The sequence below is a fragment of the Nocardioides caldifontis genome (assembly GCF_008087345.1).
Lineage (GTDB): Bacteria > Actinomycetota > Actinomycetes > Propionibacteriales > Nocardioidaceae > Marmoricola_A > Marmoricola_A caldifontis.
The window spans coordinates 465,138-484,354 of the sequence record NZ_ML701735.1; the positions used below are offsets into that span (position 1 = coordinate 465,138).

General features: G+C 72.2%; 20 protein-coding genes and 1 tRNA gene. 6 read left to right on the top strand and 15 right to left on the bottom strand.

Going from position 1 to position 19,217, the window contains the following annotated elements:
• Positions 1 to 22: 22 nt before the first annotated feature.
• The 4 genes from rpsK to infA all read right to left on the bottom strand — a co-directional run bounded on the left by rpsK (position 23) and on the right by infA (position 1,437).
• Entirely contained in the window at positions 23 to 430 is a 408-nt protein-coding gene (rpsK, locus tag FIP57_RS02160; protein ID WP_148571477.1) for a 30S ribosomal protein S11, read from the bottom strand.
• Between the two features lie 62 nt (positions 431 to 492).
• Positions 493 to 867, bottom strand: a complete 375-nt coding sequence (gene rpsM / locus FIP57_RS02165) for a 30S ribosomal protein S13 (protein WP_148571479.1) — start codon at positions 865 to 867, stop codon at positions 493 to 495.
• A 181-nt stretch (positions 868 to 1,048) separates the two neighbouring features.
• Complete coding sequence (rpmJ, locus tag FIP57_RS02170; protein WP_011757308.1) at positions 1,049 to 1,162, bottom strand: 50S ribosomal protein L36; 114 nt, start codon at positions 1,160 to 1,162, stop codon at positions 1,049 to 1,051.
• Between the two features lie 53 nt (positions 1,163 to 1,215).
• Entirely contained in the window at positions 1,216 to 1,437 is a 222-nt protein-coding gene (gene infA / locus FIP57_RS02175; protein ID WP_148571481.1) for a translation initiation factor IF-1, read from the bottom strand.
• 295 nt (positions 1,438 to 1,732) lie between these two features.
• Here infA and FIP57_RS02180 point away from each other — a divergent pair, with 295 nt between their 5' ends.
• On the top strand, positions 1,733 to 2,836 hold the full coding sequence (locus tag FIP57_RS02180; protein ID WP_238993215.1) for an SGNH/GDSL hydrolase family protein: 1,104 nt from the start codon (positions 1,733 to 1,735) through the stop codon (positions 2,834 to 2,836).
• Between the two features lie 6 nt (positions 2,837 to 2,842).
• Here FIP57_RS02180 and FIP57_RS02185 read toward each other — a convergent pair whose 3' ends face one another.
• The gene (locus FIP57_RS02185) at positions 2,843 to 4,300 is read right to left on the bottom strand and encodes a YncE family protein (RefSeq protein WP_203230996.1); all 1,458 of its coding nucleotides are present in this window, start codon (positions 4,298 to 4,300) and stop codon (positions 2,843 to 2,845) included.
• A gap of 257 nt (positions 4,301 to 4,557) precedes the next feature.
• Between FIP57_RS02185 and FIP57_RS02190 the strand changes: the two genes are divergently transcribed.
• Together FIP57_RS02190 and FIP57_RS02195 are read left to right on the top strand one after the other, a co-directional pair.
• A complete protein-coding gene (locus FIP57_RS02190; RefSeq protein ID WP_203230997.1) occupies positions 4,558 to 5,001 on the top strand; it encodes a hypothetical protein in 444 nt (147 codons plus the stop codon).
• A 37-nt stretch (positions 5,002 to 5,038) separates the two neighbouring features.
• The gene (locus FIP57_RS02195) at positions 5,039 to 6,559 is read left to right on the top strand and encodes a multicopper oxidase family protein (RefSeq protein WP_238993216.1); all 1,521 of its coding nucleotides are present in this window, start codon (positions 5,039 to 5,041) and stop codon (positions 6,557 to 6,559) included.
• Position 6,560: 1 nt separating this feature from the next.
• Here FIP57_RS02195 and FIP57_RS02200 read toward each other — a convergent pair whose 3' ends face one another.
• The 4 genes from FIP57_RS02200 to FIP57_RS02215 all read right to left on the bottom strand — a co-directional run bounded on the left by FIP57_RS02200 (position 6,561) and on the right by FIP57_RS02215 (position 10,409).
• Complete coding sequence (locus FIP57_RS02200) at positions 6,561 to 7,247, bottom strand: histidine phosphatase family protein (protein WP_148571487.1); 687 nt, start codon at positions 7,245 to 7,247, stop codon at positions 6,561 to 6,563.
• A gap of 91 nt (positions 7,248 to 7,338) precedes the next feature.
• Positions 7,339 to 8,208 (bottom strand): Bax inhibitor-1/YccA family protein, encoded by an 870-nt coding sequence (locus FIP57_RS02205; RefSeq protein ID WP_148571489.1) that lies wholly within the window; start codon positions 8,206 to 8,208, stop codon positions 7,339 to 7,341.
• 162 nt (positions 8,209 to 8,370) lie between these two features.
• Positions 8,371 to 9,315, bottom strand: a complete 945-nt coding sequence (locus FIP57_RS02210) for an ROK family glucokinase (RefSeq protein ID WP_148571492.1) — start codon at positions 9,313 to 9,315, stop codon at positions 8,371 to 8,373.
• Between the two features lie 41 nt (positions 9,316 to 9,356).
• Entirely contained in the window at positions 9,357 to 10,409 is a 1,053-nt protein-coding gene (locus FIP57_RS02215) for an LLM class flavin-dependent oxidoreductase (protein ID WP_148571494.1), read from the bottom strand.
• Between the two features lie 49 nt (positions 10,410 to 10,458).
• Here FIP57_RS02215 and FIP57_RS02220 point away from each other — a divergent pair, with 49 nt between their 5' ends.
• The gene (locus FIP57_RS02220; protein WP_148571496.1) at positions 10,459 to 10,869 is read left to right on the top strand and encodes a PPOX class F420-dependent oxidoreductase; all 411 of its coding nucleotides are present in this window, start codon (positions 10,459 to 10,461) and stop codon (positions 10,867 to 10,869) included.
• Positions 10,870 to 10,893: 24 nt separating this feature from the next.
• Positions 10,894 to 13,455 carry a DEAD/DEAH box helicase gene (locus tag FIP57_RS02225; RefSeq protein ID WP_148571498.1) on the top strand — a complete coding sequence of 854 codons (2,562 nt, stop codon included), beginning with the start codon at positions 10,894 to 10,896 and terminating at the stop codon, positions 13,453 to 13,455.
• An 89-nt stretch (positions 13,456 to 13,544) separates the two neighbouring features.
• Here the strand turns inward: FIP57_RS02225 and FIP57_RS02230 are convergent, their stop codons facing one another.
• A complete protein-coding gene (locus FIP57_RS02230; protein ID WP_148571500.1) occupies positions 13,545 to 14,075 on the bottom strand; it encodes a GNAT family N-acetyltransferase in 531 nt (176 codons plus the stop codon).
• A 366-nt stretch (positions 14,076 to 14,441) separates the two neighbouring features.
• On the opposite strand from FIP57_RS02230, the gene FIP57_RS23520 reads away from it, so the two are divergent.
• The gene (locus FIP57_RS23520) at positions 14,442 to 16,169 is read left to right on the top strand and encodes a glycoside hydrolase family 16 protein (RefSeq protein WP_148571502.1); all 1,728 of its coding nucleotides are present in this window, start codon (positions 14,442 to 14,444) and stop codon (positions 16,167 to 16,169) included.
• A 44-nt stretch (positions 16,170 to 16,213) separates the two neighbouring features.
• On the opposite strand, the gene FIP57_RS02240 is transcribed toward FIP57_RS23520, so the two are convergent.
• The 5 genes from FIP57_RS02240 to FIP57_RS02260 form a co-directional block, all read right to left on the bottom strand.
• Positions 16,214 to 16,289: transfer RNA gene (locus tag FIP57_RS02240), tRNA-Leu, on the bottom strand.
• A 13-nt stretch (positions 16,290 to 16,302) separates the two neighbouring features.
• Positions 16,303 to 17,217: a uracil-DNA glycosylase gene (locus FIP57_RS02245; RefSeq protein WP_148571504.1), complete on the bottom strand. Its 915-nt coding sequence runs from the start codon at positions 17,215 to 17,217 to the stop codon at positions 16,303 to 16,305.
• Positions 17,202 to 18,125 (bottom strand): Ppx/GppA phosphatase family protein, encoded by a 924-nt coding sequence (locus FIP57_RS02250; RefSeq protein ID WP_148571506.1) that lies wholly within the window; start codon positions 18,123 to 18,125, stop codon positions 17,202 to 17,204. The genes FIP57_RS02245 and FIP57_RS02250 overlap by 16 nt, the downstream gene beginning before the upstream one ends.
• Positions 18,116 to 18,613, bottom strand: coding sequence for a DUF501 domain-containing protein (locus FIP57_RS02255; protein ID WP_148571508.1), 498 nt, complete (start codon positions 18,611 to 18,613; stop codon positions 18,116 to 18,118). The genes FIP57_RS02250 and FIP57_RS02255 overlap by 10 nt, the downstream gene beginning before the upstream one ends.
• Entirely contained in the window at positions 18,610 to 19,212 is a 603-nt protein-coding gene (locus FIP57_RS02260) for a septum formation initiator family protein (protein ID WP_148571510.1), read from the bottom strand. Before FIP57_RS02260 ends, FIP57_RS02255 begins: the two co-directional genes overlap by 4 nt.
• Between the last annotated feature and the right edge of the window lie 5 nt (positions 19,213 to 19,217).

Here is a 19,217-nt window from a genome sequence, read left to right on the forward strand (position 1 = left end):
TCTCCTAGCTTCGATCGACGGGTCAGACGCGACGCCGCTTGGGCGGCCGGCATCCGTTGTGCGGGGTGGGGGTCACGTCCTGGATGGTGCCGACCTCGAGGCCGATCGCACCCAGCGAGCGGATCGCCGTCTCGCGGCCCGAGCCCGGGCCCTTCACGAAGACGTCGATCTTCTTCATGCCGTGCTCCATCGCCCGACGACCCGCCGCCTCGGCGGCCATCTGCGCGGCGAACGGGGTGGACTTGCGCGAGCCCTTGAAGCCGACGGTGCCGGCCGAGGCCCACGAGACCACGGCCCCGGTGGGGTCGGTGATCGTGACGATCGTGTTGTTGAACGTGCTCTTGATGTGGGCTTCGCCCTGAGCGATGTTCTTCTTCTCCTTGCGGCGCACCTTCTTGGCGCCGGCAGCCTGACGGCTCTTGGGAGGCATGTGGTTCTCCTACGAAGTTCTGGTGAGAGGCAGAGGGCTCGTGACCGGTCGGGGACCGAGGGTCACTTGGCCTTCTTCTTGCCGGCGACGGTGCGCTTGGGGCCCTTGCGGGTGCGCGCGTTGGTCTTGGTCCGCTGACCACGGACCGGGAGGTTCATCCGGTGCCGACGGCCCTGGTAGCTGCCGATCTCGATCTTGCGCCGGATGTCGGCCTGGACCTCGCGGCGGAGGTCACCCTCGATCTTGTAGTTCGACTCGATCGCGTCGCGGAGCCTCACCAGCTCCTCGTCGCCCAGCTGGTGGACCCGGAGGTCCGGGCTGACGCCGGTGTCGGCGAGCAGCTGCTGGGCGCGGGTACGGCCGATGCCGTAGATGTACGTGAGTGCGACCTCGATGCGCTTGTCGCGCGGGAGGTCGACACCGACGAGGCGTGCCATGAGTGGCGTGTCCCTTCGTTGTCCTGGAGGTTTCGGGTCGTGTCGCGCCCCGGGAGACCCTGCTGGTCCGCCCGGGCCCCGGCCTCCAGACCGGGGGTGACACCACCTCAGCGGTGGTGAGCGATCACGACGTGTGGAAGTTGTTCAGTTGTACGGCGCCGGGGAGCCGGAGCCGATCGAGCTAGCCCTGACGCTGCTTGTGGCGAGGGTTCTCGCAGATCACCATGACGCGGCCGTGGCGACGGATCACCTTGCACTTGTCACAGATCGGCTTGACGCTCGGCTTGACCTTCATGAGGAGGCCTTTCAGATGTGTCGGCTGGTCCCCGCCCGCTCAGGGCAGGGGTGTCACTTGTACCGGTAGACGATGCGACCGCGGGTGAGGTCGTAGGGAGAGAGCTCCACCACGACGCGGTCCTGAGGAAGGATGCGGATGTAGTGCTGCCGCATCTTGCCGCTGATGTGAGCGAGGACCTTGTGACCGTTGCTCAGCTCGACCCGGAACATCGCGTTCGGGAGAGCCTCGACGATCGTGCCCTCGATCTCGATGACGCCTTCCTTCTTCGGCATGTCCTCCGCAATCCGTCGTATCGTCTGTTCCACCGGGTGGCCCGCGAACCGCCCCGAGCACCCCGCGTCGTACGACGCCGGACACCCGGGTGGACCTCGTGAAGCCGCTCCGCGCACCTCATCCCGGACCCGGGACGCTCGATCGAGCGCCCTGGACGGGCAGCCGCGAGGCAGCGCACAGCAGACCCACGTTGGGCCGACTGACGAGTCTATGCCGAAAAGGCCGCTGAGCGTTAATCGGGGGTTCTCCGACCGCGCTGACCGGAACTGACAGCACCGTTTGTATGGTGACACCGTGCCGATCGGGACCTCCAGGTCCTCGGACCCGGTGGGGTCGCTGGGGACCGTCGCTCGCAGGATGGCCGCTGCCGCCGCGTTGGGCGGGGGCGGTCTCTCGGTGCTGGGCGGATCCTTGTGGGGGCTCCTCGTCGCGGAGGCCCAGCTCGCCCGGCGCACCATCGGGAACGCCGAGGGCGACCCGCCCCCCGCGTCCGGGTGGTACGGCCACGGCCGCCCCGGGCCGGCCCTCAAGATCGCGCTGCTCGGCGACTCCTCGGCGGCCGGCTACGGCGTCGAGGACGTCGAGGAGACCCCCGGGGCCACGATCGCGTCCGGCGTCGCGGAGGCGGCGGACCGGCGGGTCTACCTCCACTCCGCGGCCAAGGTCGGTGCGCAGACCAAGGACCTCCAGGGGCAGATCGACCAGGTGCTGCCGACCGAGCCGCACGTCGCGGTGATCTTCATCGGCGCCAACGACGTCACCCACTCGGTGACGATCAAGACGTCGGTGCGGCTGCTCGGCCAGGCGGTCCGGCGGCTGCGCGACGCCGGCGTCGAGGTGGTCGTCGGCACCTGCCCCGACCTCGGGACCATCGAGCCGCTCGCCCCGCCCCTGAAGCAGGTGGCCCGGGTGTGGTCGCGCCGGCTGGCCGCCGCACAGGCGACCTGCGTGCTCGAGCACGGGGGCCGGACCGTGGCGCTGGCCTCGATCCTGGCCTCCGAGTTCAGCCGCCTCTCCGACCTGCTCTTCGGCCCCGACCGGTTCCACCCCTCCGCCGCCGGCTACCACCGGATGGCGTCGGTGGTGCTGCCGACGGTGCTCGCCGCGCTCGACCTCGCGCCGGCGGAGGACGTCCCGCTGGAGTACGCCCGCGGCGAGGCGATGCTCCCGATCGACATCGCGGTCCTCGAGGCCGCCCGGCACCCCGGCGCGTCCGTGGAGCCGGTCGAGGAGGAGCGTCAGCCGTCCGGCGGGCGCAGCCGGTTCGTGCTGCTGCGGCGCCGGCGGCGCCAGCCCGAGACCGACGTCGAGGCCCCGAACGAGGCCGAGGGCGAGGAGCGGGACGGCGACGGCGAGCCCGACGGCGACCTCTCCGTCAGCGAGGCGCCCGCGTCCTGACGACCGTCAGAAGCCGCGGAGCACCGACTCCCGGACGGTGCCCTCACGCACCCGCTGCGGGTGGTCCCCCACCGGGATCTCCGCGACGACCTCCTCCTCGGCGAAGGAGATGACGGTGACGAGGTCGCTGCCGCTCATCGACATCCAGCAGGTGTTCCCGGGCCCTTCGGTGGCCCAGTAGGGCTTGGAGTAGCTGCGGTCGGTGAGGAACCGCCCCCGGCCCTGCAGGACGGTCGGCGTGAAGGTCGACCGGTCGACGATCGCTGCGTAGTCCGACATCGTCCCGGCCACGCACAGCTTGGTGCCGCGCTCGTTGATCGCCAGCCCGTGGTGGGCGGAGTCGAGGACGTACTTCTCCCGCGGGAGCCACCGCACCGACTCCTTGACCGGCAGGTCGATCAGCCGGGTGACCCGTCCGACGGCCGGTTCCGGCTCGCCGCCGAGGACGTAGTCGCCGCCGCCTGTCGGATCGGGGGCGTCGAGCGAGAACTCCACGAGCCCGTGGAAGAACGAGACCTGGGCGTACATGGTCTTCTCGTCGGGCGTGATCGCGACCGGTCGTACGGCGCTGCTCATGTCGTCGCGGCCGAACTCCTCGAGCTCGCGGCCCATGTCCCAGCGGCGCAGGATCGAGAAGTCCTCCTCCCGCACCACCTGGAGCCAGCGGTCCGCCTTGATCGCGTCGTGGACGAGGTCGACGTCGATCGGGCCGAGGTAGCCGTAGTCGCCGGGGGTGTACACGCGCCCGATCGAGGCGTGGTAGATCCGGCGCCCGTCCTTCGAGTAGTTGTTCTCGTGCGGGGTGTCGCCGGACGGGAAGGTCCGGAGCCGCTGCCCCATCGTCACCTTCGTGCCGTCCGGCAGCACCTCGTCGACCATCGAGAACTCGATGACCTGCCGCTCGGTGGAGTCCGAGACGAGCAGCCGGCGACGATCCGGCGAGACGCCCATGTGGTCGGTGCGGAAGCCGTCCATCGAGGCCTCGGCGACGATGCTGTCCTTCCGGCCGGCGACCGCCTTCGCGAGGTCGATCCACACGACGTCGGCGAGGCTCGGCCGCGAGACCGCCAGGTAGCGGCCGTCACGGGTGGTGAAGATGTCGTCGACGTACTGGTCGTGGCCCTCGGCGACCACCTGCTGGATCGCCAGGTAGAGCAGCAGCCGGTCGGGGCGCAGGTAGATCGACCGCAGCTCGGCCTGCTTGTCGGGGACCACGTCGATCGTCCCCAGCGCCTTGCGGGTCCGGGCGTCGACGATCGTGACGGTGCCGTCCCAGTTGTTGCCGACCAGCATCACGGTGCGACCGTCGGGGAGCGCCCCGGGCTCGGACCGGACGGCCGCCCCGGCCGGCACCGGCGGCTCGGCGGTGGCCGGTCCCCCGACGGCCGCGACGCCCGCCACCAGGGCGGCGACCACACCCGCGACCGCCCACCGGCGCCCCGCACCGCCCGTCGCCGGACCCACTGCTGAACCTCTCGCTGCCACCGCTCGCTCCACCTCTCGCCGGCGCTAGGGCCCCCGTGAGCCAGAACGAGCAGTGGCCCCCTGGGTCACGCGGCCCGAACCGTGCGGACCTTGGGCCCGAGGTTGGCCCGAGCCCGCGGGGGCGGGCCCAAATACCGGGGACAGCGCCTGGACGATGGCGCAGACTGAGCCGGTCCACCACCCGCGACGTGCACTCGGAGGCAGCAATGAGAGGTGTGTACCGCTTCTTGGCGGGTTTGATCGCACTGGAGGTCGTCGTCCAGGCGGCGACCATGGCGTTCGGGGTCGCGGCCCTCGTGCTCTGGGTCGACGAGGGGAACTCCTTCGACAAGGCGCTGCTCGAGAACGAGGACGCGGAGTTCGACGGCCTGGCCGGGCTGATCATGCACGGCATCAACGGGATGATGGTGATCCCGCTGCTGGCGCTCCTGCTCCTGATCGTCTCGTTCTTCGCGAAGGTGCCCAAGGGGATCCTCTGGGCCGGGCTGGTGCTGCTCTTCACGGTGGTCCAGGTCGTGCTCGGGCTCCTTGGCCACAGCTACGCGATCGCCGGCGGGATCCACGGCGCCAACGCCCTGCTCCTCTTCGGGCTCGCGGTGATGGCGTTCATGAGGTCGAAGACGGTCCCGCCACCGACCACGACGGCGCCGGGCCAGACCCAGCAGCCGACGCGCGTCTGACGCGAGCTCGCCCCGCACCTTCCCCGGAACCTTCACCTTGACCAAGCACCGCTGGCGGCTGCTCGCTGCCGTCGCCGCCACCCTCGCCATCGTCGTGCCGCTCGCCTGGATGTGGCAGGCGAGCCGCATGCCCGACACCTACAGCGTGATGGACATGGGGTACGTCGACTACGGCGGCGGTCCCGAGCTCGGCCACGGGGACGGGGGCCACGGTGGGCACGGCAGCGGCCACGACGCGGGGTCGGCCAGCGTGCCCGCGGTCAGCGTGGAGGAGCTCGTCGAGGACACCGACCGGGATGCCGACGTCGAGGTCGACCTGGTCGCTGCGGAGGAGGAGATCGAGCTCGCCTCCGGCCGCACGGTCGACGGCTACACCCTCAACGGCACCTCCCCCGGGCCCACGATCCGCGTCCGGGAGGGGCAGCTGCTCGAGGTGCGGGTGCGCAACGAGTCGGTCGACGACGGCATCGCGCTGCACTGGCACGGCGTCGACGTCCCGAACGCCGAGGACGGGGTCGCCGGGGTCACCCAGGACGCCGTCGGGGTCGGCGAGGAGCACACCTACCGCTGGGTCGCCGACCAGGCGGGCACCTACTGGTACCACTCCCACCAGGTCTCCCACCGCCAGGTCGTCCGCGGGCTGTACGGCGCGCTGGTGGTCGAGCCGCGGAAGCAGGACCGGGCCGTCACCACGGCCACCGAAGAGGTCCTCGCCGTCGCCCACACCTACTCCGGCCGGCGGACCCTCAACGGCGAGGAGGGCGACGTCGCGGTCCCCGTCGACCCCGGGAGCACCGTGCGGGTCCGCGTCGTCAACACCGACAACGGCCCGGTGCGGACGTGGACCGGGGCGCCGTACCGGGTGCTGGCGATCGACGCGACCGACGTCAACGAGCCGACCCCCGTCGAGGACCGCTACCTGACGGTGACCGCGGGCGGCCGGGCGGACCTGGAGGTGACCGTCCCCGCGGACGGCCGGCCGGTCCGCGTGCAGGTGGGCTCCGCCACCGCGCTGGTCCTCGGCCCGGAGGGCGCCGAGGCGCCGGCCGTGGAGGAGCCCGAGGACGAGCTCGACCTGCTCTCCTACGGCTCCCCCGCCGACCTCGGGTTCTCGCCGGCGGACGCCGACCGGAGCTTCGACTACCACATCGGTCGCCGCCCCGGGTTCCTCCAGGGCAAGCCGGGGCTGTGGTGGACGATCAACGGCCACATGTGGCCCGACGTGCCGATGTTCATGGTGGCCGAGGGCGACGTGGTCACGATGGAGATCGACAACAGCAGCGGCGACGTCCACCCGATGCACCTGCACGGCCACCACGCCGTCGTGCTCTCCCGCAACGGCCAGCGGGCCACCGGCAGCCCGTGGTGGTTCGACAGCCTCAACGTCAAGGATGGAGAGCGGTTCGAGATCGCGTTCGTCGCCGACAACCCCGGTGTCTGGATGGACCACTGCCACAACCTTCAGCACGCCAGGGACGGGCTGGTCGCGCACCTGATGTACGCCGGGGTGACGACCCCGTTCGAGGTGGGCGGGGACGCCCGGAACGAGCCGGAGTAGCTCAGCCGGCCGCCTCGTCGACGGCCTCCTCCGGGGTGTCCCCGGTGACGTCGTGGGCGCGGCGGTCCTCCAGCGACGGGCCGCCCACCGGGGCTGTCGGCCACTGCTCGACCTGCCACCCCCGCTCGGGGTCGCCGACGAGGACCACCATCCCGGTGTTCGGCATCCGGAGCCGGACGGTGACCTCCGGGTCGAGCCGGGCAGCGTTGGTCGTCCACACCCGGATCGCGGCGCCGTGGCTGAACGCCGCGACGGTGTCGTCGTCACCGTGGTCGCCGAGTGCGGCGCGAAGGGCTGCGTCGTACCGTTCGAGGAAGTCGTGGCCGGTCGAGCCGCCCGGCATGGCGCGGTCGAGCTCGCCCCGCATCCACGCCGCGACGCACTCGGCGTAGCTGCGCACCGCCTTCTCGTCGGCGCGCATCTCCAGCGCGCCGGCACCGATCTCGCGGAGCCCGTCGTGGACCTGCAGCTCCGCCCCGGCGGCCTCGGCGAGCGGCGCCGCCGTCAGCTGGGTGCGGACCAGGGTGGAGGCGTGCACCGAGGCCACGTCGACCCCGCGCAGCGCCTCGGGCACCGCGCGGGCCTGCGCGTGGCCGAGCGGGGTGAGCGGCGCACCGGGGACGGCGGTGTCGATCGCCCCGGTGACGTTGTTCGGGGTCTGGCCGTGGCGGATCAGCAACAGGCGCACGCGGCGATCCTAGGCAGCGGCGCGGAGCCCCGGACGTGCAGGAGGGCGCCCCGGCCGGAGCCGGGACGCCCTCCTCGTGGAGCCGGTGCGGTCAGTCGTTGCCGCGCAGGATCGCGAGGATCCGGAGCAGCTCGATGTAGATCCAGATGATGGTGACCGCGAGGCCGAAGGCCGCACGCCACGACTCGCGCTCCGGGAGCCCGGCCTCGATGCCGCGCTCGACGAAGTCGAAGTCGAGGATCAGCATCAGGACACCGAGCCCGAGGCCGATGAAGCTCATCACCAGGCCGAGGCCGCCGAAGCCGTTGACCCCGAAGCTGCTGTCGAAGAACGCCAGGACGAAGTCGAGCAGCGAGACGGCGACGAAGCCGAACATCGCGGCGACGACCCAGGTGCGGAACTTCTGGCCGACCTTGATGTCGAAGAACTTGTAGGCCGCCAGCGTGCCGAAGACCGCGGCGAGGGTGCCGACGACCGCGCCGATGACGAGCCCCGGGTTGTTCGGGTCGCCGAACGTCGCCTCGATCACCTTGCTGAAGGCGCCGACGAAGATCCCCTCGAGGACCGCGTAGGCGAGCACCAGCGCGGGGCTGACCACGCGCTTGAAGGAGTTGACCATCGCCAGCGCGAAGCCACCGAGCGCGCCGAGCATCGAGAGCGTGTAGAGGGTGCTGGCCGACTCGGCGTCGTGGACGTCGCCGGTGAGGATCCAGGTGGCCGCCGCGGCGACGATGACGACGCCCATCGTGATCGCGGTCTTCTGGACGACCGAGTCGACGGTCATCCGCCCCTGGTCGGCCTGCGGGAGGTAGCCCTGAGCCTGCCAGTCGGTCTGCGGGTAGCCCGGGGCCGTCTGGGTCGGCGCGCCGTAGGCGGGGTAGCTGACACCGCTCCGTGCCTGCGCGCGCCCCTGGCCGTTGAACCCCTCGGTGCGTCGGAAGACGGGATTGCTGCTCTGCATCTGTGGTCACTCCTCGCCGGCATGACCGACGCCGCGGTGGTCGTCGGTGCACGGGGACCCCGTGCGTGGTGCTGCCGGGTCGAGTCTAGGGAGAGACCCTGAACTGTTCCTTAGAAGACACCGTGGGGCGAGTCGTCACGTCTCGCGCACCCCGGCGCCAGCTCAGCCGTGGGTGCGCCGGGCCAGGTCGGCGGCGCCGATCAGCCCGGCGTCGTTGGTCAGCGCCGCGACGCGCAGCTCGGGCGCCGGGCGCTCGCCGCGGCCGGTGATCTCCTTCGCGAGGGCGGCCACGGTGGGCTCGAGTAGCAGCTCCCCCGCGGCGCTGAGCCCGCCGCCGAGGAGCACGAGCGTCGGGTCGAGGACCGACACCAGCGACGAGATGCCGTTGGCGAGGTAGGCGGCGAGCTCGTCGAAGAGCGACAGCGCCTCCGGGCGCCCGGCCCGCGCCTGCTCGGTCACCATCACCCCGGTCACCGCCGCCGGGTCGCCACCGGCCGCGGCCAGCAGCGCGGGCGCCCGCCCGTCGGCGGCGCGAGCGCGGGCCTCGCTCTGCAGCGCCGTGCCCGAGGCGTACTGCTCGAGGCACCCCCGGCGGCCGCACTTGCAGGGACGGCCGCCCATCACGACGGTGAGGTGACCGACCTCGGCGGCCACGCCGTGGCCGCCGCGGTAGAGCTCGCCGCCGAGGATCAGCCCGCCGCCGACGCCGGTGCCCAGGGCGACCATGAGCTGGTCGGGGACACCGCGGCCGGCACCGTAGGCGTACTCCGCCCAGGCGGCGACGTTGCCGTCGTTCTCCACCACGACCGGCAGCCCGACCTGCTCGGCGATCGCGTCGGCCATCGTGTCGAGCCCCTCGGGCAGGTGCGGCGCGAAGTAGATGCCGCGGCGCTCGGCGGTGACGAAGCCGGCCACCCCGACGCCGACCGCACCGATCTCGTGGCGCACCTTGAGCTCGGAGATCACCGAGGCGACGGCTTGCTGGAGCAGCACCGGGTCGTGCGTGGGCGAGGGCACGCGGGTCTTCTCCACGACCGTGCCGTGCTCGTCGACGACACCCGCGGCGATCTTCGTGCCGCCCACGTCCACTCCGACCGCATACGTCATGGGGGCAACCCTGCCATCCCCGCTCGCCGGGGCGGGCGCGGCTACCCGGAGAGCTGGTCGGCGAGGAGCTCCAGGGTGCGCTCGCGGCCGACGTTGCGGCCCGGGTCGGCGTCGGTGTGCTCGCCCGCCACGGGGTGCACCATCACCTCGTCGACCTCGAACCGGGTGGCGAGCTCCTCGGTCTGCTTCCGGGCCGTCTCCGGGTCCCCGACGACCCACCGGCTGCGCATCCCGTCGTACAGCGACTGGTGCTGGGCCGGGAGCTCGACGGCCTCTGCCTCCTCGACGGTGAGCTGCGGGCGCAGCTCGCCGCCGGTGCGCAGGGCGACCATCGAGAGCAGGTACGGGCGGGCGAGCCGCTCGGCCTCCTCCGCGGTCTCGGCGACGCAGGCGTTGACGGTGAGGAACGTCGTCGGCCGGTCGGCGAGGTCGCTGGGCCGGAACCCGGTGCGGTAGAGCTCGAGCGCCTCGGCCGTGCCCTGACCGGAGAAGTGGTGGGCGAACACGTACGGCAGCCCCATCTCGGCGGCGAGCCGCGCGGAGTAGTCGGAGGAGCCGAGCAGCCAGACGTCGGGGACCGAGGTGGCCACCGGGGTGGCCCGCAGCTCGTAGGTGCGCCCGCGCAGGTCGAGCCCGACACCGGCCGGGCTCAGCATCGCCACCACGTTGCCGACGTGCTCGGGGAACCGCGAGACCGCGTCGGCCTCGACGCCTCCCCCGCCGTGGCGCAGCGCCCAGTTGGTCACGGGGTCGCTCCCGGGCGCACGCCCGATGCCGAGGTCGATGCGGCCGGGGTGCGCCGCCTCGAGGAGCGCGAACTGCTCGGCGACGACGAGCGGGGCGTGGTTGGGCAGCATCACGCCGCCCGAGCCGACCCGGATCCGCTCGGTGGCGGCGGCGACCATCGAGATCAGCACCGCCGGGTTCGTCGCAGCGACGGCCGGCATGTTGTGGTGCTCGGCGACCCAGTAGCGGTGGAACCCGGCGCCGTCCGCCACCCGCGCCAGCGACAGGCTGGCCCGGAGGGCGTCGGTGGTGGTCTGGCCGGACCGCACCGGCACGAGGTCGAGGACGGAGAGCTTGAGGTCGGTCACCCCGGGTCAACGGTCGTCGACCGCCGGGCATTCCGGGCACAGTGGCTCCATGGAGCTCGAGCAGGCACGTGACTTCGTCCGCACCCACCACCGGGCGGTCCTCGCGACGCGGACCCCGGGCGGCGGGATCCAGCAGAGCCCGGTCCTGGTGACCGTGGACGACGACGGGCGCTTCGTGGTGAGCAGCCGCGAGACGGCGTACAAGACGCGGAACCTGCGCCGCGACCCGTGGGCGCAGCTCTGCGTGCTGACCGAGAGGTTCTTCGGCCAGTGGCTCTTCGTCGAGGGCGAGGCCGAGGTGGTGTCGCTCCCGGAGGCGATGGAGCCGCTCGTCGGCTACTACCGCAGCATCTCCGGGGAGCACGACGACTGGGACGACTACCGCCGCGCCATGGAGGCCGAGCGTCGTGTCGTCATCCGCGTCACCGGGCACCGGGCGGGTCCCGACCGGAGCGGGTGACGGCCCGCTCCTAGGGTGGAGGCGATGTCCTCCCCCTCCTCCCTCGCCGACCGCGTCCCGCCCGCCGGCGAGGTGGCGCCCGAGGCGCTCCCCGACCGGCTGTACGACGAGGTGGCGGGGTGGGCCTCCGACGAGGGGCTGACCCTCTACCCCCACCAGGACGAGGCGCTCATCGAGCTGCTCAGCGGCAGCAACGTCGTGCTCGCGACGCCGACCGGGTCGGGGAAGTCGCTGGTGGCCACCGGCGGCATCTTCGCGGCGCTCGCCACCGACCGCGTCTCCTTCTACACCGCTCCGATCAAGGCGCTGGTCAGCGAGAAGTTCTTCGCGATGGTCGACCTGTTCGGCGCCGGCAACGTCGGGATGCTCACCGGCGACGCCGCGGTCAACGCCGACGCCCCGATCATCTGCTGCACCGCGGAGGTGCTCGCCAACATCGCGCTCCGCGAGGGCTCCCGCGCCGACGTCGGTTTCGTGGTGATGGACGAGTTCCACTACTACACCGAGCCCGACCGGGGATGGGCCTGGCAGGTGCCGCTGCTCGAGCTGCCGCAGGCGCAGTTCCTGCTGATGTCCGCGACGCTGGGTGACGTCACCCGCTTCGAGGAGGAGCTCACCCGACGGACCGGGCGGGCCACGGCCGTCGTCGACGACGCCGAGCGGCCGGTTCCGCTCAGCTTCGAGTGGGCGGTCACCCCGTTGCAGGAGACCGTCGAGGAGCTGGTGACGAGCGGCCAGGTGCCGGCGTACGTCGTCCACTTCACGCAGGCCGCCGCCGTCGAGCACGCGACCTCGTTGCGCTCCACCTCGCTGGTGACGCGCGAGGAGAAGGACCGGATCCTGGAGCACACCGCCGGCGTTCGGTTCGGTCCGGGGTTCGGCCGCACCCTCTCGGCGCTGCTCCGCAACGGCGTCGGGGTGCACCACGCCGGGATGCTGCCCCGCTACCGCCGGCTCGTCGAACAGCTCGCGCAGCGCGGGCTGCTCAAGGTGGTCTGCGGCACCGACACCCTCGGCGTCGGGATCAACGTGCCGATCCGCACGGTGCTGCTGACCGGGCTGGCGAAGTTCGACGGCAGCCGCCAGCGGATCCTCCGCGCCCGGGAGTTCCACCAGATCGCCGGCCGCGCGGGACGGGCCGGCTTCGACACCCTCGGCTACGTCGTCGTCCAGGCGCCCGAGCACGTCATCGAGAACGAGCGACGGGTCCGCAAGGCCGGGGACGACCCGAAGAAGCTCAAGAAGGTGCAGCGGGTGAAGCCGCCCGAGGGCGCGGTCGTCTGGACCCGGCAGACCTTCGACAAGCTGGTCAACGGCAAGCCGGAGACGCTGGTGTCCCGGATGAAGGTGGACAACGCGATGGTGATCAACGTCGTCGCGCGCGAGGAGGACGCCTTCCCGGTCCTGCGCCGGCTCCTCACCGACAACCACGAGACGCGGCCGAACCAGCTCCGGCTCGCCCGCCGGGCCCTCCGGCTGGCTCGCTCGCTCGTCGCCTCCGGCGTCCTGACCCGGCTCGACGAGGTCGACGAGCACGGCCGCCGCTACGTCCTCACCGTCGACCTGCCGCCCGACTTCGCGCTGAACCAGCCGTTGGCGCACTTCGCGCTCGCCGCCCTCGACGTGCTCGACCCCGAGTCCTCGGAGCACTTCCTCGACGTGGTCTCGGTGATCGAGAGCGTGCTCGAACCGCCGCGGCAGGTGCTCTTCGCGCAGCAGAACGCCGCCCGCGCCGAGGCCGTGGCGGAGATGAAGGCCGAGGGGATCGAGTACGAGGAGCGGGTGCGGCTCGTCGACGAGATCACCTGGCCCCAGCCGCTCGCCGAGCTGCTCACCGCGACGTACGAGATCTACCGGCAGACCCACCCGTGGCTCCGCGAGGACGCGCTCACCCCGAAGTCCGTGGTGCGCGAGATGTACGAGCACGGCATGACGTTCACCGACTTCGTGAGCCGCTACCAGCTCGCCCGGTCGGAGGGGCTGGTGCTCCGCTACCTCACCGACGCCTACCGGTTCTTCCGCCACTCGGTGCCCGAGGCACACCGCTCCCCCGAGCTCGACGAGCTGGTCGAGTGGCTCGGCGAGACGGTGCGCCAGACCGACTCCTCGCTGCTCGACGAGTGGGAGGCCCTGGCCGACCCGGCTCACGTCGTGGAGCACCGGGAGGCGCCGGCGCCGCCGCGCACCCTCTCGCAGCAGGAGCGGGTGCTCCGCGTGATGGTCCGCAACGCGGTGTTCCGGCGGGTCCTCCTCGCCGCCCGCGACGACGTCGACGGGCTCGCCGCCCTCGAGCTCGAGAGCGCCGCGCGGTGGGAGCCGCCGGGAGAGGTCGTGATGACCCGGTCCGCCTGGGACGAGGCGCTGGAGGCGTACTACGCCGAGCACGACTCGATCGGCACCGGCCCCGACGCGCGCGGCCCCGACCTCTTCGACGTCACCGTCGAGGGGCGGTGCTGGAAGGTCCGCCAGACCCTCGACGACCCCGAGGGCCACCGCGACTGGGTCGTCGAGGCCGAGGTCGACCTCGACGCCACCGACGAGCTCGGCGAGCCCGCGCTGCTCTGCACCGCCCTGCGCCGCCTCTGACGAGTCGTCGCGTCCTCACGCCCGATGAGGGTCGAGCCGTCGCATCTTCACCCTGGTTCAGGGTCGAGCCGTCGCATCTTCACCCTGGTTCAGGGTCGAGCCGGCGCGTCCTGCCGCAGCAGGAAGTAGAACTGCGCCTCCTTCTCCGAGTGCTCGGTCGTGATCCTGGCCTGCGGCCCCTCGACGGCCCCGATGCGGGCGAGCAGGGCGCGCGACTTCTCGTTGCGTACGTCGGGCTCGAAGACCAGCCGCGTCACGGTCGCGTCGGAGAACAGCCACGCAAGGACGAACGAGACGAGCTCCGCCGTACGGCCGGCGCGGTCGGGGTCGTCGCTGAGGAGCAGGTGGACCCCGAGGTCTCCCGGGCGACGCTCGTAGAAGGCACCGATCTCGTCGACGGCGGGGTCGTAGGTCTGCAGCAGCGCGAGCGGACGATCGGCGGCGCTCTCGACGAGGTACGCAGCGAGGTGCGGCTGCTCCTGGATCCAGCCGTAGATCGCGGCGACGTCATCGACCGAGGCGTCCTGCATCCCCCAGAACTCGGCGCGGTCCGCGACGACCCGGCGGTGCAGGAGCGGGGCGTCGGCGGCTGGGTCGACGGGACGCAGGGAGAACGGCACGAGGGGTCCTTCCGGTGGGCCCGCATGCTAGCGAGAGGGCTCCGGTTTCCGCCCGCCCAGGGGCGGGAAGGAGTAGCCTTCGAGACACCTCGCCGCCCGGCGCACCGTCGTACCAGCGCCTGCCGGCGGCCCGCAGCGAAAAACTGCGTAGCCCTCCCCGCCGATCGACCCGGCCCGATCATGGCTCAGCTGAGCCGTTCTCGCGAGATCGGCGACGAACGTCCGAACCAGCGTGTTGCGCGCGTCACCGGCTGGGTACCTTCTCGGCCAGCCGGGACGCCAGCCCCCTGACGTCGCGGCCCACACCTGGGAGTCGGGTCCGAGTCGCACACCCTCGGGCCGTCGCAAGTCTGTTGGGAGGCAGCCTTGATCCGTCGCAGCATCCTCGCCTCTGCCTGTGCAGCCGCGGTCGTCGCACCGTTCGCCGCCTTCGCCGTCTCGGCGGGCGCCGCACCACAGGCCCTCGACCTCGGCCAGCTCGTGCCGAAGTTCCTCATCTGGGACAGCCACATCACCGGCTCGAGCGGTCTCGCGGCCAGCAGCCGCGACAGCAACCTCTACTTCACCCACAACGACAAGGGCGACAGCGCCCGACTGTTCGCGATCGACACGCGCGGTGGCACCCAGGCGGTCCTCAACGTGCGCGGCGCGACCAACGTCGACTGGGAGGACGTCGCCTCCGGGCCGAACCGCACCCTCTGGGTGGGCGACGTCGGTGACGACCTGCGCAACCGGCCGAACATCGCGGTCTACAAGCTCAACGAGCCCGCGACGTTCGAGGAGGACATGACCGTCAGCGCGACGAAGTACACCTTCACCTACCCCGACGGCCCGCAGAACTCCGAGGCGATCCTCGTCCACCCGAAGTCCGGCCAGGTCTACGTCGTGACCACCGGGCTCCTCGGCGGCGCGATCTACAAGGCTCCTGCGAGGCTCAGCACCTCCCGGGCCAACAAGCTCACCAAGGTGGCCACCGCACCGGCCGGCGTGAGCGGCGGCGCCTTCGCCCCCGACGGCGCTCAGTTCACCCTCGTCACCGGGCTGTCGACGCACACCTACACCACCGTCGGCGGCACAGCGAAGGTCGGGCTGAAGCCGGTGCTCCTCGACGGCGAGTCGGTCACCTACTCGCGGGACGGCACGAAGCTGCTGATGGGCAGCGAAGGGCTGCTGAGCCCGGTGTACGAGGTGCCGATCGACGGGTCGACCCCGACTCAGACGCCGACCCCGACGCCGACCCCGACGCCCACCCCGACCCCGACCCCGACCAAGACCCCGACCCCCACGCCGACCCCCACCAAGACCCCGACCCCCACGCCGACGCCCACCAAGACCCCGACCCCCACGCCGACCCCGACGCCGTCGCCGGACCCGAGCGGCTGGCAGCTCCAGTACGACACGAAGTTCAACAACCTCGACGGCTGGACGATCTACAACAACCAGACCCAGAACAACGACAACTCGATCAACATGGCGAAGAACGTCACCGCCGGGTCGGGTGGGCTGAACATCGCCGGCAAGCGCGAGTCCGGCTACAACCGGCCGTTCACCTCCGGCGAGATCGTGGGACGCAGCGGCAAGCTGGTCGTGCCGAACTACTTCCGCGCCGAGGTCACCGGCACCTTCCAGGACCTCTCCGGGATCTGGCCGTGCCTGCTGTGGTTCCGCCCCGAGAACGCCAGTGACGGCGAGATCGACGTCATGGAGTGGATGGGCGGCATGTGGTCCGGCGACCAGAAGCGCGTCGCGATCACGATGCACAACGAGTACGGCGCCACGCAGGACTCGATCAAGAAGCCGCTGATCCTCAAGAACCACTCGTGGTTCAAGCCGGAGGCCGAGCACACCTACACGATCGAGAAGGTCCCGGGCTCGATCACCGTCTGGGTCGACGGCCGGAAGCTGAGCACCTTCACCGCGGCCGACAAGGGCTGGTGGAACCGGATCATGGAGGTCAAGGACCGCACGTGGTACCCGCGGATCACCCTGCAGATCGGCCAGGGCTCCAAGACGAAGGTGGTGCCGAACCCGGACTCCTCCTTCAAGTCCACCAACGTGAAGGTGACCTCCTTCAAGCTCTGGACCCAGAAGTAGGGCCCGACACGACGCGAGTCCCACCGGGAGTGCGGGCGGCAGCCTGGTGCCCCCGGTGGGACTCGAACCCACACTGCAAGGTTTTTAAGACCTCTGCCTCTGCCGTTGGGCTACGGGGGCCGCCGCTGAGAACCTAGCGGGCCGCGTCGGCCAGCTCCTTCGCACGTCCGAGGACCGCGTCGAGCATCGGCTCGGTCAGCTTGCCCGTGAAGGTGTTCTGCTGGCTCGGGTGGAAGCACCCGAGAAGGGTCACCCCGCGCGCCACGAGGGGCGGCTCGACGTCCTCCCGGCCCGCCACGAGGGGCGGCTCGACACCGTCTGGGGGGTCGACGCGGACCTCGACGCCGTGACCGAACTTCGGTTTGGGGCGGGGCACGGCGTAGTCGAGCAGCCGCAGCGCACGGAGCCCGGCGTCCCAGGCGAAGGAGCCGAGGCAGACCACGACCGCGGCGGAGGGAAGGACCAGCGAGAGCTCGCGGTGGAGCCACGGCGAGCAGGTGTCGCGCTCGGCGGGTGTGGGCTTGTTGTCCGGCGGCGCACACCGTACCGCGGCCACCATCCTCGCCCCGAGAAGCTGCTGGCCGTCGCCGGCATGCACGGAGGTGGCCTGCGCGGCGAGCCCGACCCGGTGGAGCGAGGCGAACAACCAGTCCCCCGACTTGTCGCCGGTGAAGATCCGGCCGGTGCGGTTGCCGCCGTTCGCGGCCGGCGCCAGACCGAGGATCACCACGCCGGGGTCGTCGTCGCCCCACCCGGCGATCGGCCTGCCCCAGTAGGGCTCGCCGGCGAAGGAGGCCCGCTTGACCGCGGCCACGCTCTCGCGCCAGGCCACCAGCCGGTCGCAGGCCCGGCAGACCGAGATGCGCGCGGTGAGCTCGTCGAGGTCGGTGCCGGCGGCGAGCACCTCGACCTCGGCGGCCGTGCCGGCGGCGGGGGTGTCCGGGGCGGCGGGGTCGTCGGGCCAGCCGGTGCCGGGCGGCACCGGGGAGGGGAACCGCTTCCCCGTCAGCGGGTGCGGGAGGCCGGGCCCGTTCAGACCAGCGACCATGCGATGCCGTCCAGGATGTCGCTCACCGAGACCCGCAGCTCGTCGACGCCGGCGTGCTGCAGCACCCGGTCGAGGATCAGCGCCCCGGCGCCGATGACGTCGGCGCGGCCGGGGTGCATGTAGGGCAGCGCGCGCCGCTCCTCGACCGTCATCCCGAGGAGCATCGCGGTGGCGTCGTGCACCCCCTCCGCCGGCACGACGGCGTGGTGCAGCACCTCCCGGTCGAAGCGGGGCAGCCCGAGCACCGCGGCGGCCACGGTCAGCCCGGTGCCGGACACCGCGACCGCGGTCGCGGTGCGGGCGAGGTCGACGCCCGCTCCTGGCAGGGTGTCGAGCGCGGCCTCGACCTGTGCGGCAGCCGCCTCGACCTCGGCCGACGACGGCGGGTCGCCGTGCAGGTGGCGCTCGGTCATCCGCACCGAGCCGATGTCGAGCGAGTGGCCGGCCTCGACGCGGCCGTGGGCACTGCCGAGGACCAGCTCGGTGGAGCCGCCGCCGATGTCGACGACCAGCAGCGGCGCCGGCCGGTCGCCGAGCCCGCGGGTGGCACCGTCGAAGGAGAGCCGGGCCTCCTCGGCGCCGGCGATGATCTCCGGCCGGACTCCCAGCCGCTCCTCGACCCCGGAGAGGAACACCTCGGCGTTGCGGGCGTCCCGGGCCGCCGAGGTCGCGCAGAACCGCACCGCCCCGACGTCGTGCTCCGCGACGAGCGCGGCGTACTCGTCGACCGCGGCGAAGAGCCGCGCGAGCGCCTCGGCGGCGAGCTCGCCGGTCCGGTCGACCCCCTGGCCCAGCCGCACCATCCGCGCCTCCCGGACCAGCTCGACCTCCGACCCCGTCTCCGGGTCGAGGTCGGCCACCAGGAGCTTCACCGTGTTGGTGCCACAGTCGACGGCGGCTACACGCACGGGCCGGCCGCCCAGAACTCACCCAGCGCGTCGAGCACCTCGTCACCGAGCGGGTTGACGCCGCGCCCCTGCGCGAGGGCCTGCCCGGCGAGCACGTGGAGGCACTTGACCCGGTCGGGCATCCCGCCGGCGGAGATCCCGTCGATCTCCGGCACGTGGCCGATCGCCTCGCGCGCCTCGAGGTAGCGCTCGTGCGCCTCGGCGTACGCACGGGCCAGCTCGGGGTCCTCCGCCAGCCGCGCGGTCATCTCGGCCATCAGCCCCGACCCCTCGAGGGTGCCGATCATCGATGCGGCGCGCGGGCAGGTGAGGTAGAAGGTCGTCGGGAACGGGGTGCCGTCCGGGAGCCGCGGCTCGGTCGTCACCACGTCGGGGTGGCCGCAGGGACAGCGGTGGCCGACGGCGTGCACGGCACGGGGCGGCCGCCCCAGCTGTGCCTGCACGACGTCCTGCTCCTCGGGGGTCAGCCCCCCGTCGGCGCTGCTCACCGGTCCTGGTTCTCCGACTGCTTCTGCGGGGGCACCGTGATCTTCTCCGCCGGCCCGGTGTCCTCGGGCGGCGGGTTGCCGGCGGTCTCGATCGAGTCGAGCGTGGTCTCCCACCACTCCGGGTCGTCGTCCTGGAGCGCCTTGGGGTCGGAGAGCGTGACCTCCTGGTCGAGCGGGTTGCCGTCCTCGTCGAGCACCCGGAAGCCGATCTCCCCGGGGAAGCCGAAGGCGAAGCGGGCCCGCGCCTGCGAGACCACGTAGGCGTCGTCGCGCCACCGCTGCTTCTCGCGGCGCAACGCGTCGATCTCGGCCTCGGAGTCCGCGATCTGCTCCCGCAGCGACGAGAGGTGGTCGCGCTGCTCGAGGTAGGCGCGGAGGCTCGAGGCGTAGGAGACCGCGAGGACCGCCAGGACCAGCACGAGGATCGCCGCGCGGCTGGTCGGCCGGGGTCGGGGTGCCGCCGCGACGGCAGCGGCCGAGCGGCTCCGCCAACCGCGCTGGCCAGGGCGCCCCGCCGGGGTGCGGCGGGCCGCGGAGGCGGGACGACCGCGCTGTCCGCGGCCGCCCTGTCCCCTGCCCGGGGAGGCTCCCTGTGCCATGACGT

Bases quoted from the DNA above. Each gene is read 5' to 3' on its own strand.
- rpsK (WP_148571477.1), bottom strand. From the start codon at position 430: ATGCCTCCCAAGAGCCGTCAGGCTGCCGGCGCCAAGAAGGTGCGCCGC.
- rpsM (WP_148571479.1), bottom strand. From the start codon at position 867: ATGGCACGCCTCGTCGGTGTCGACCTCCCGCGCGACAAGCGCATCGAG.
- rpmJ (WP_011757308.1), bottom strand. From the start codon at position 1,162: ATGAAGGTCAAGCCGAGCGTCAAGCCGATCTGTGACAAGTGCAAGGTG.
- infA (WP_148571481.1), bottom strand. From the start codon at position 1,437: ATGCCGAAGAAGGAAGGCGTCATCGAGATCGAGGGCACGATCGTCGAG.
- FIP57_RS02205 (WP_148571489.1), bottom strand. From the start codon at position 8,208: ATGCAGAGCAGCAATCCCGTCTTCCGACGCACCGAGGGGTTCAACGGC.
- FIP57_RS02210 (WP_148571492.1), bottom strand. From the start codon at position 9,315: ATGACGTATGCGGTCGGAGTGGACGTGGGCGGCACGAAGATCGCCGCG.
- FIP57_RS02220 (WP_148571496.1), top strand. From the start codon at position 10,459: ATGGAGCTCGAGCAGGCACGTGACTTCGTCCGCACCCACCACCGGGCG.
- FIP57_RS02225 (WP_148571498.1), top strand. From the start codon at position 10,894: ATGTCCTCCCCCTCCTCCCTCGCCGACCGCGTCCCGCCCGCCGGCGAG.
- FIP57_RS02245 (WP_148571504.1), bottom strand. From the start codon at position 17,217: ATGGTCGCTGGTCTGAACGGGCCCGGCCTCCCGCACCCGCTGACGGGG.
- FIP57_RS02260 (WP_148571510.1), bottom strand. From the start codon at position 19,212: ATGGCACAGGGAGCCTCCCCGGGCAGGGGACAGGGCGGCCGCGGACAG.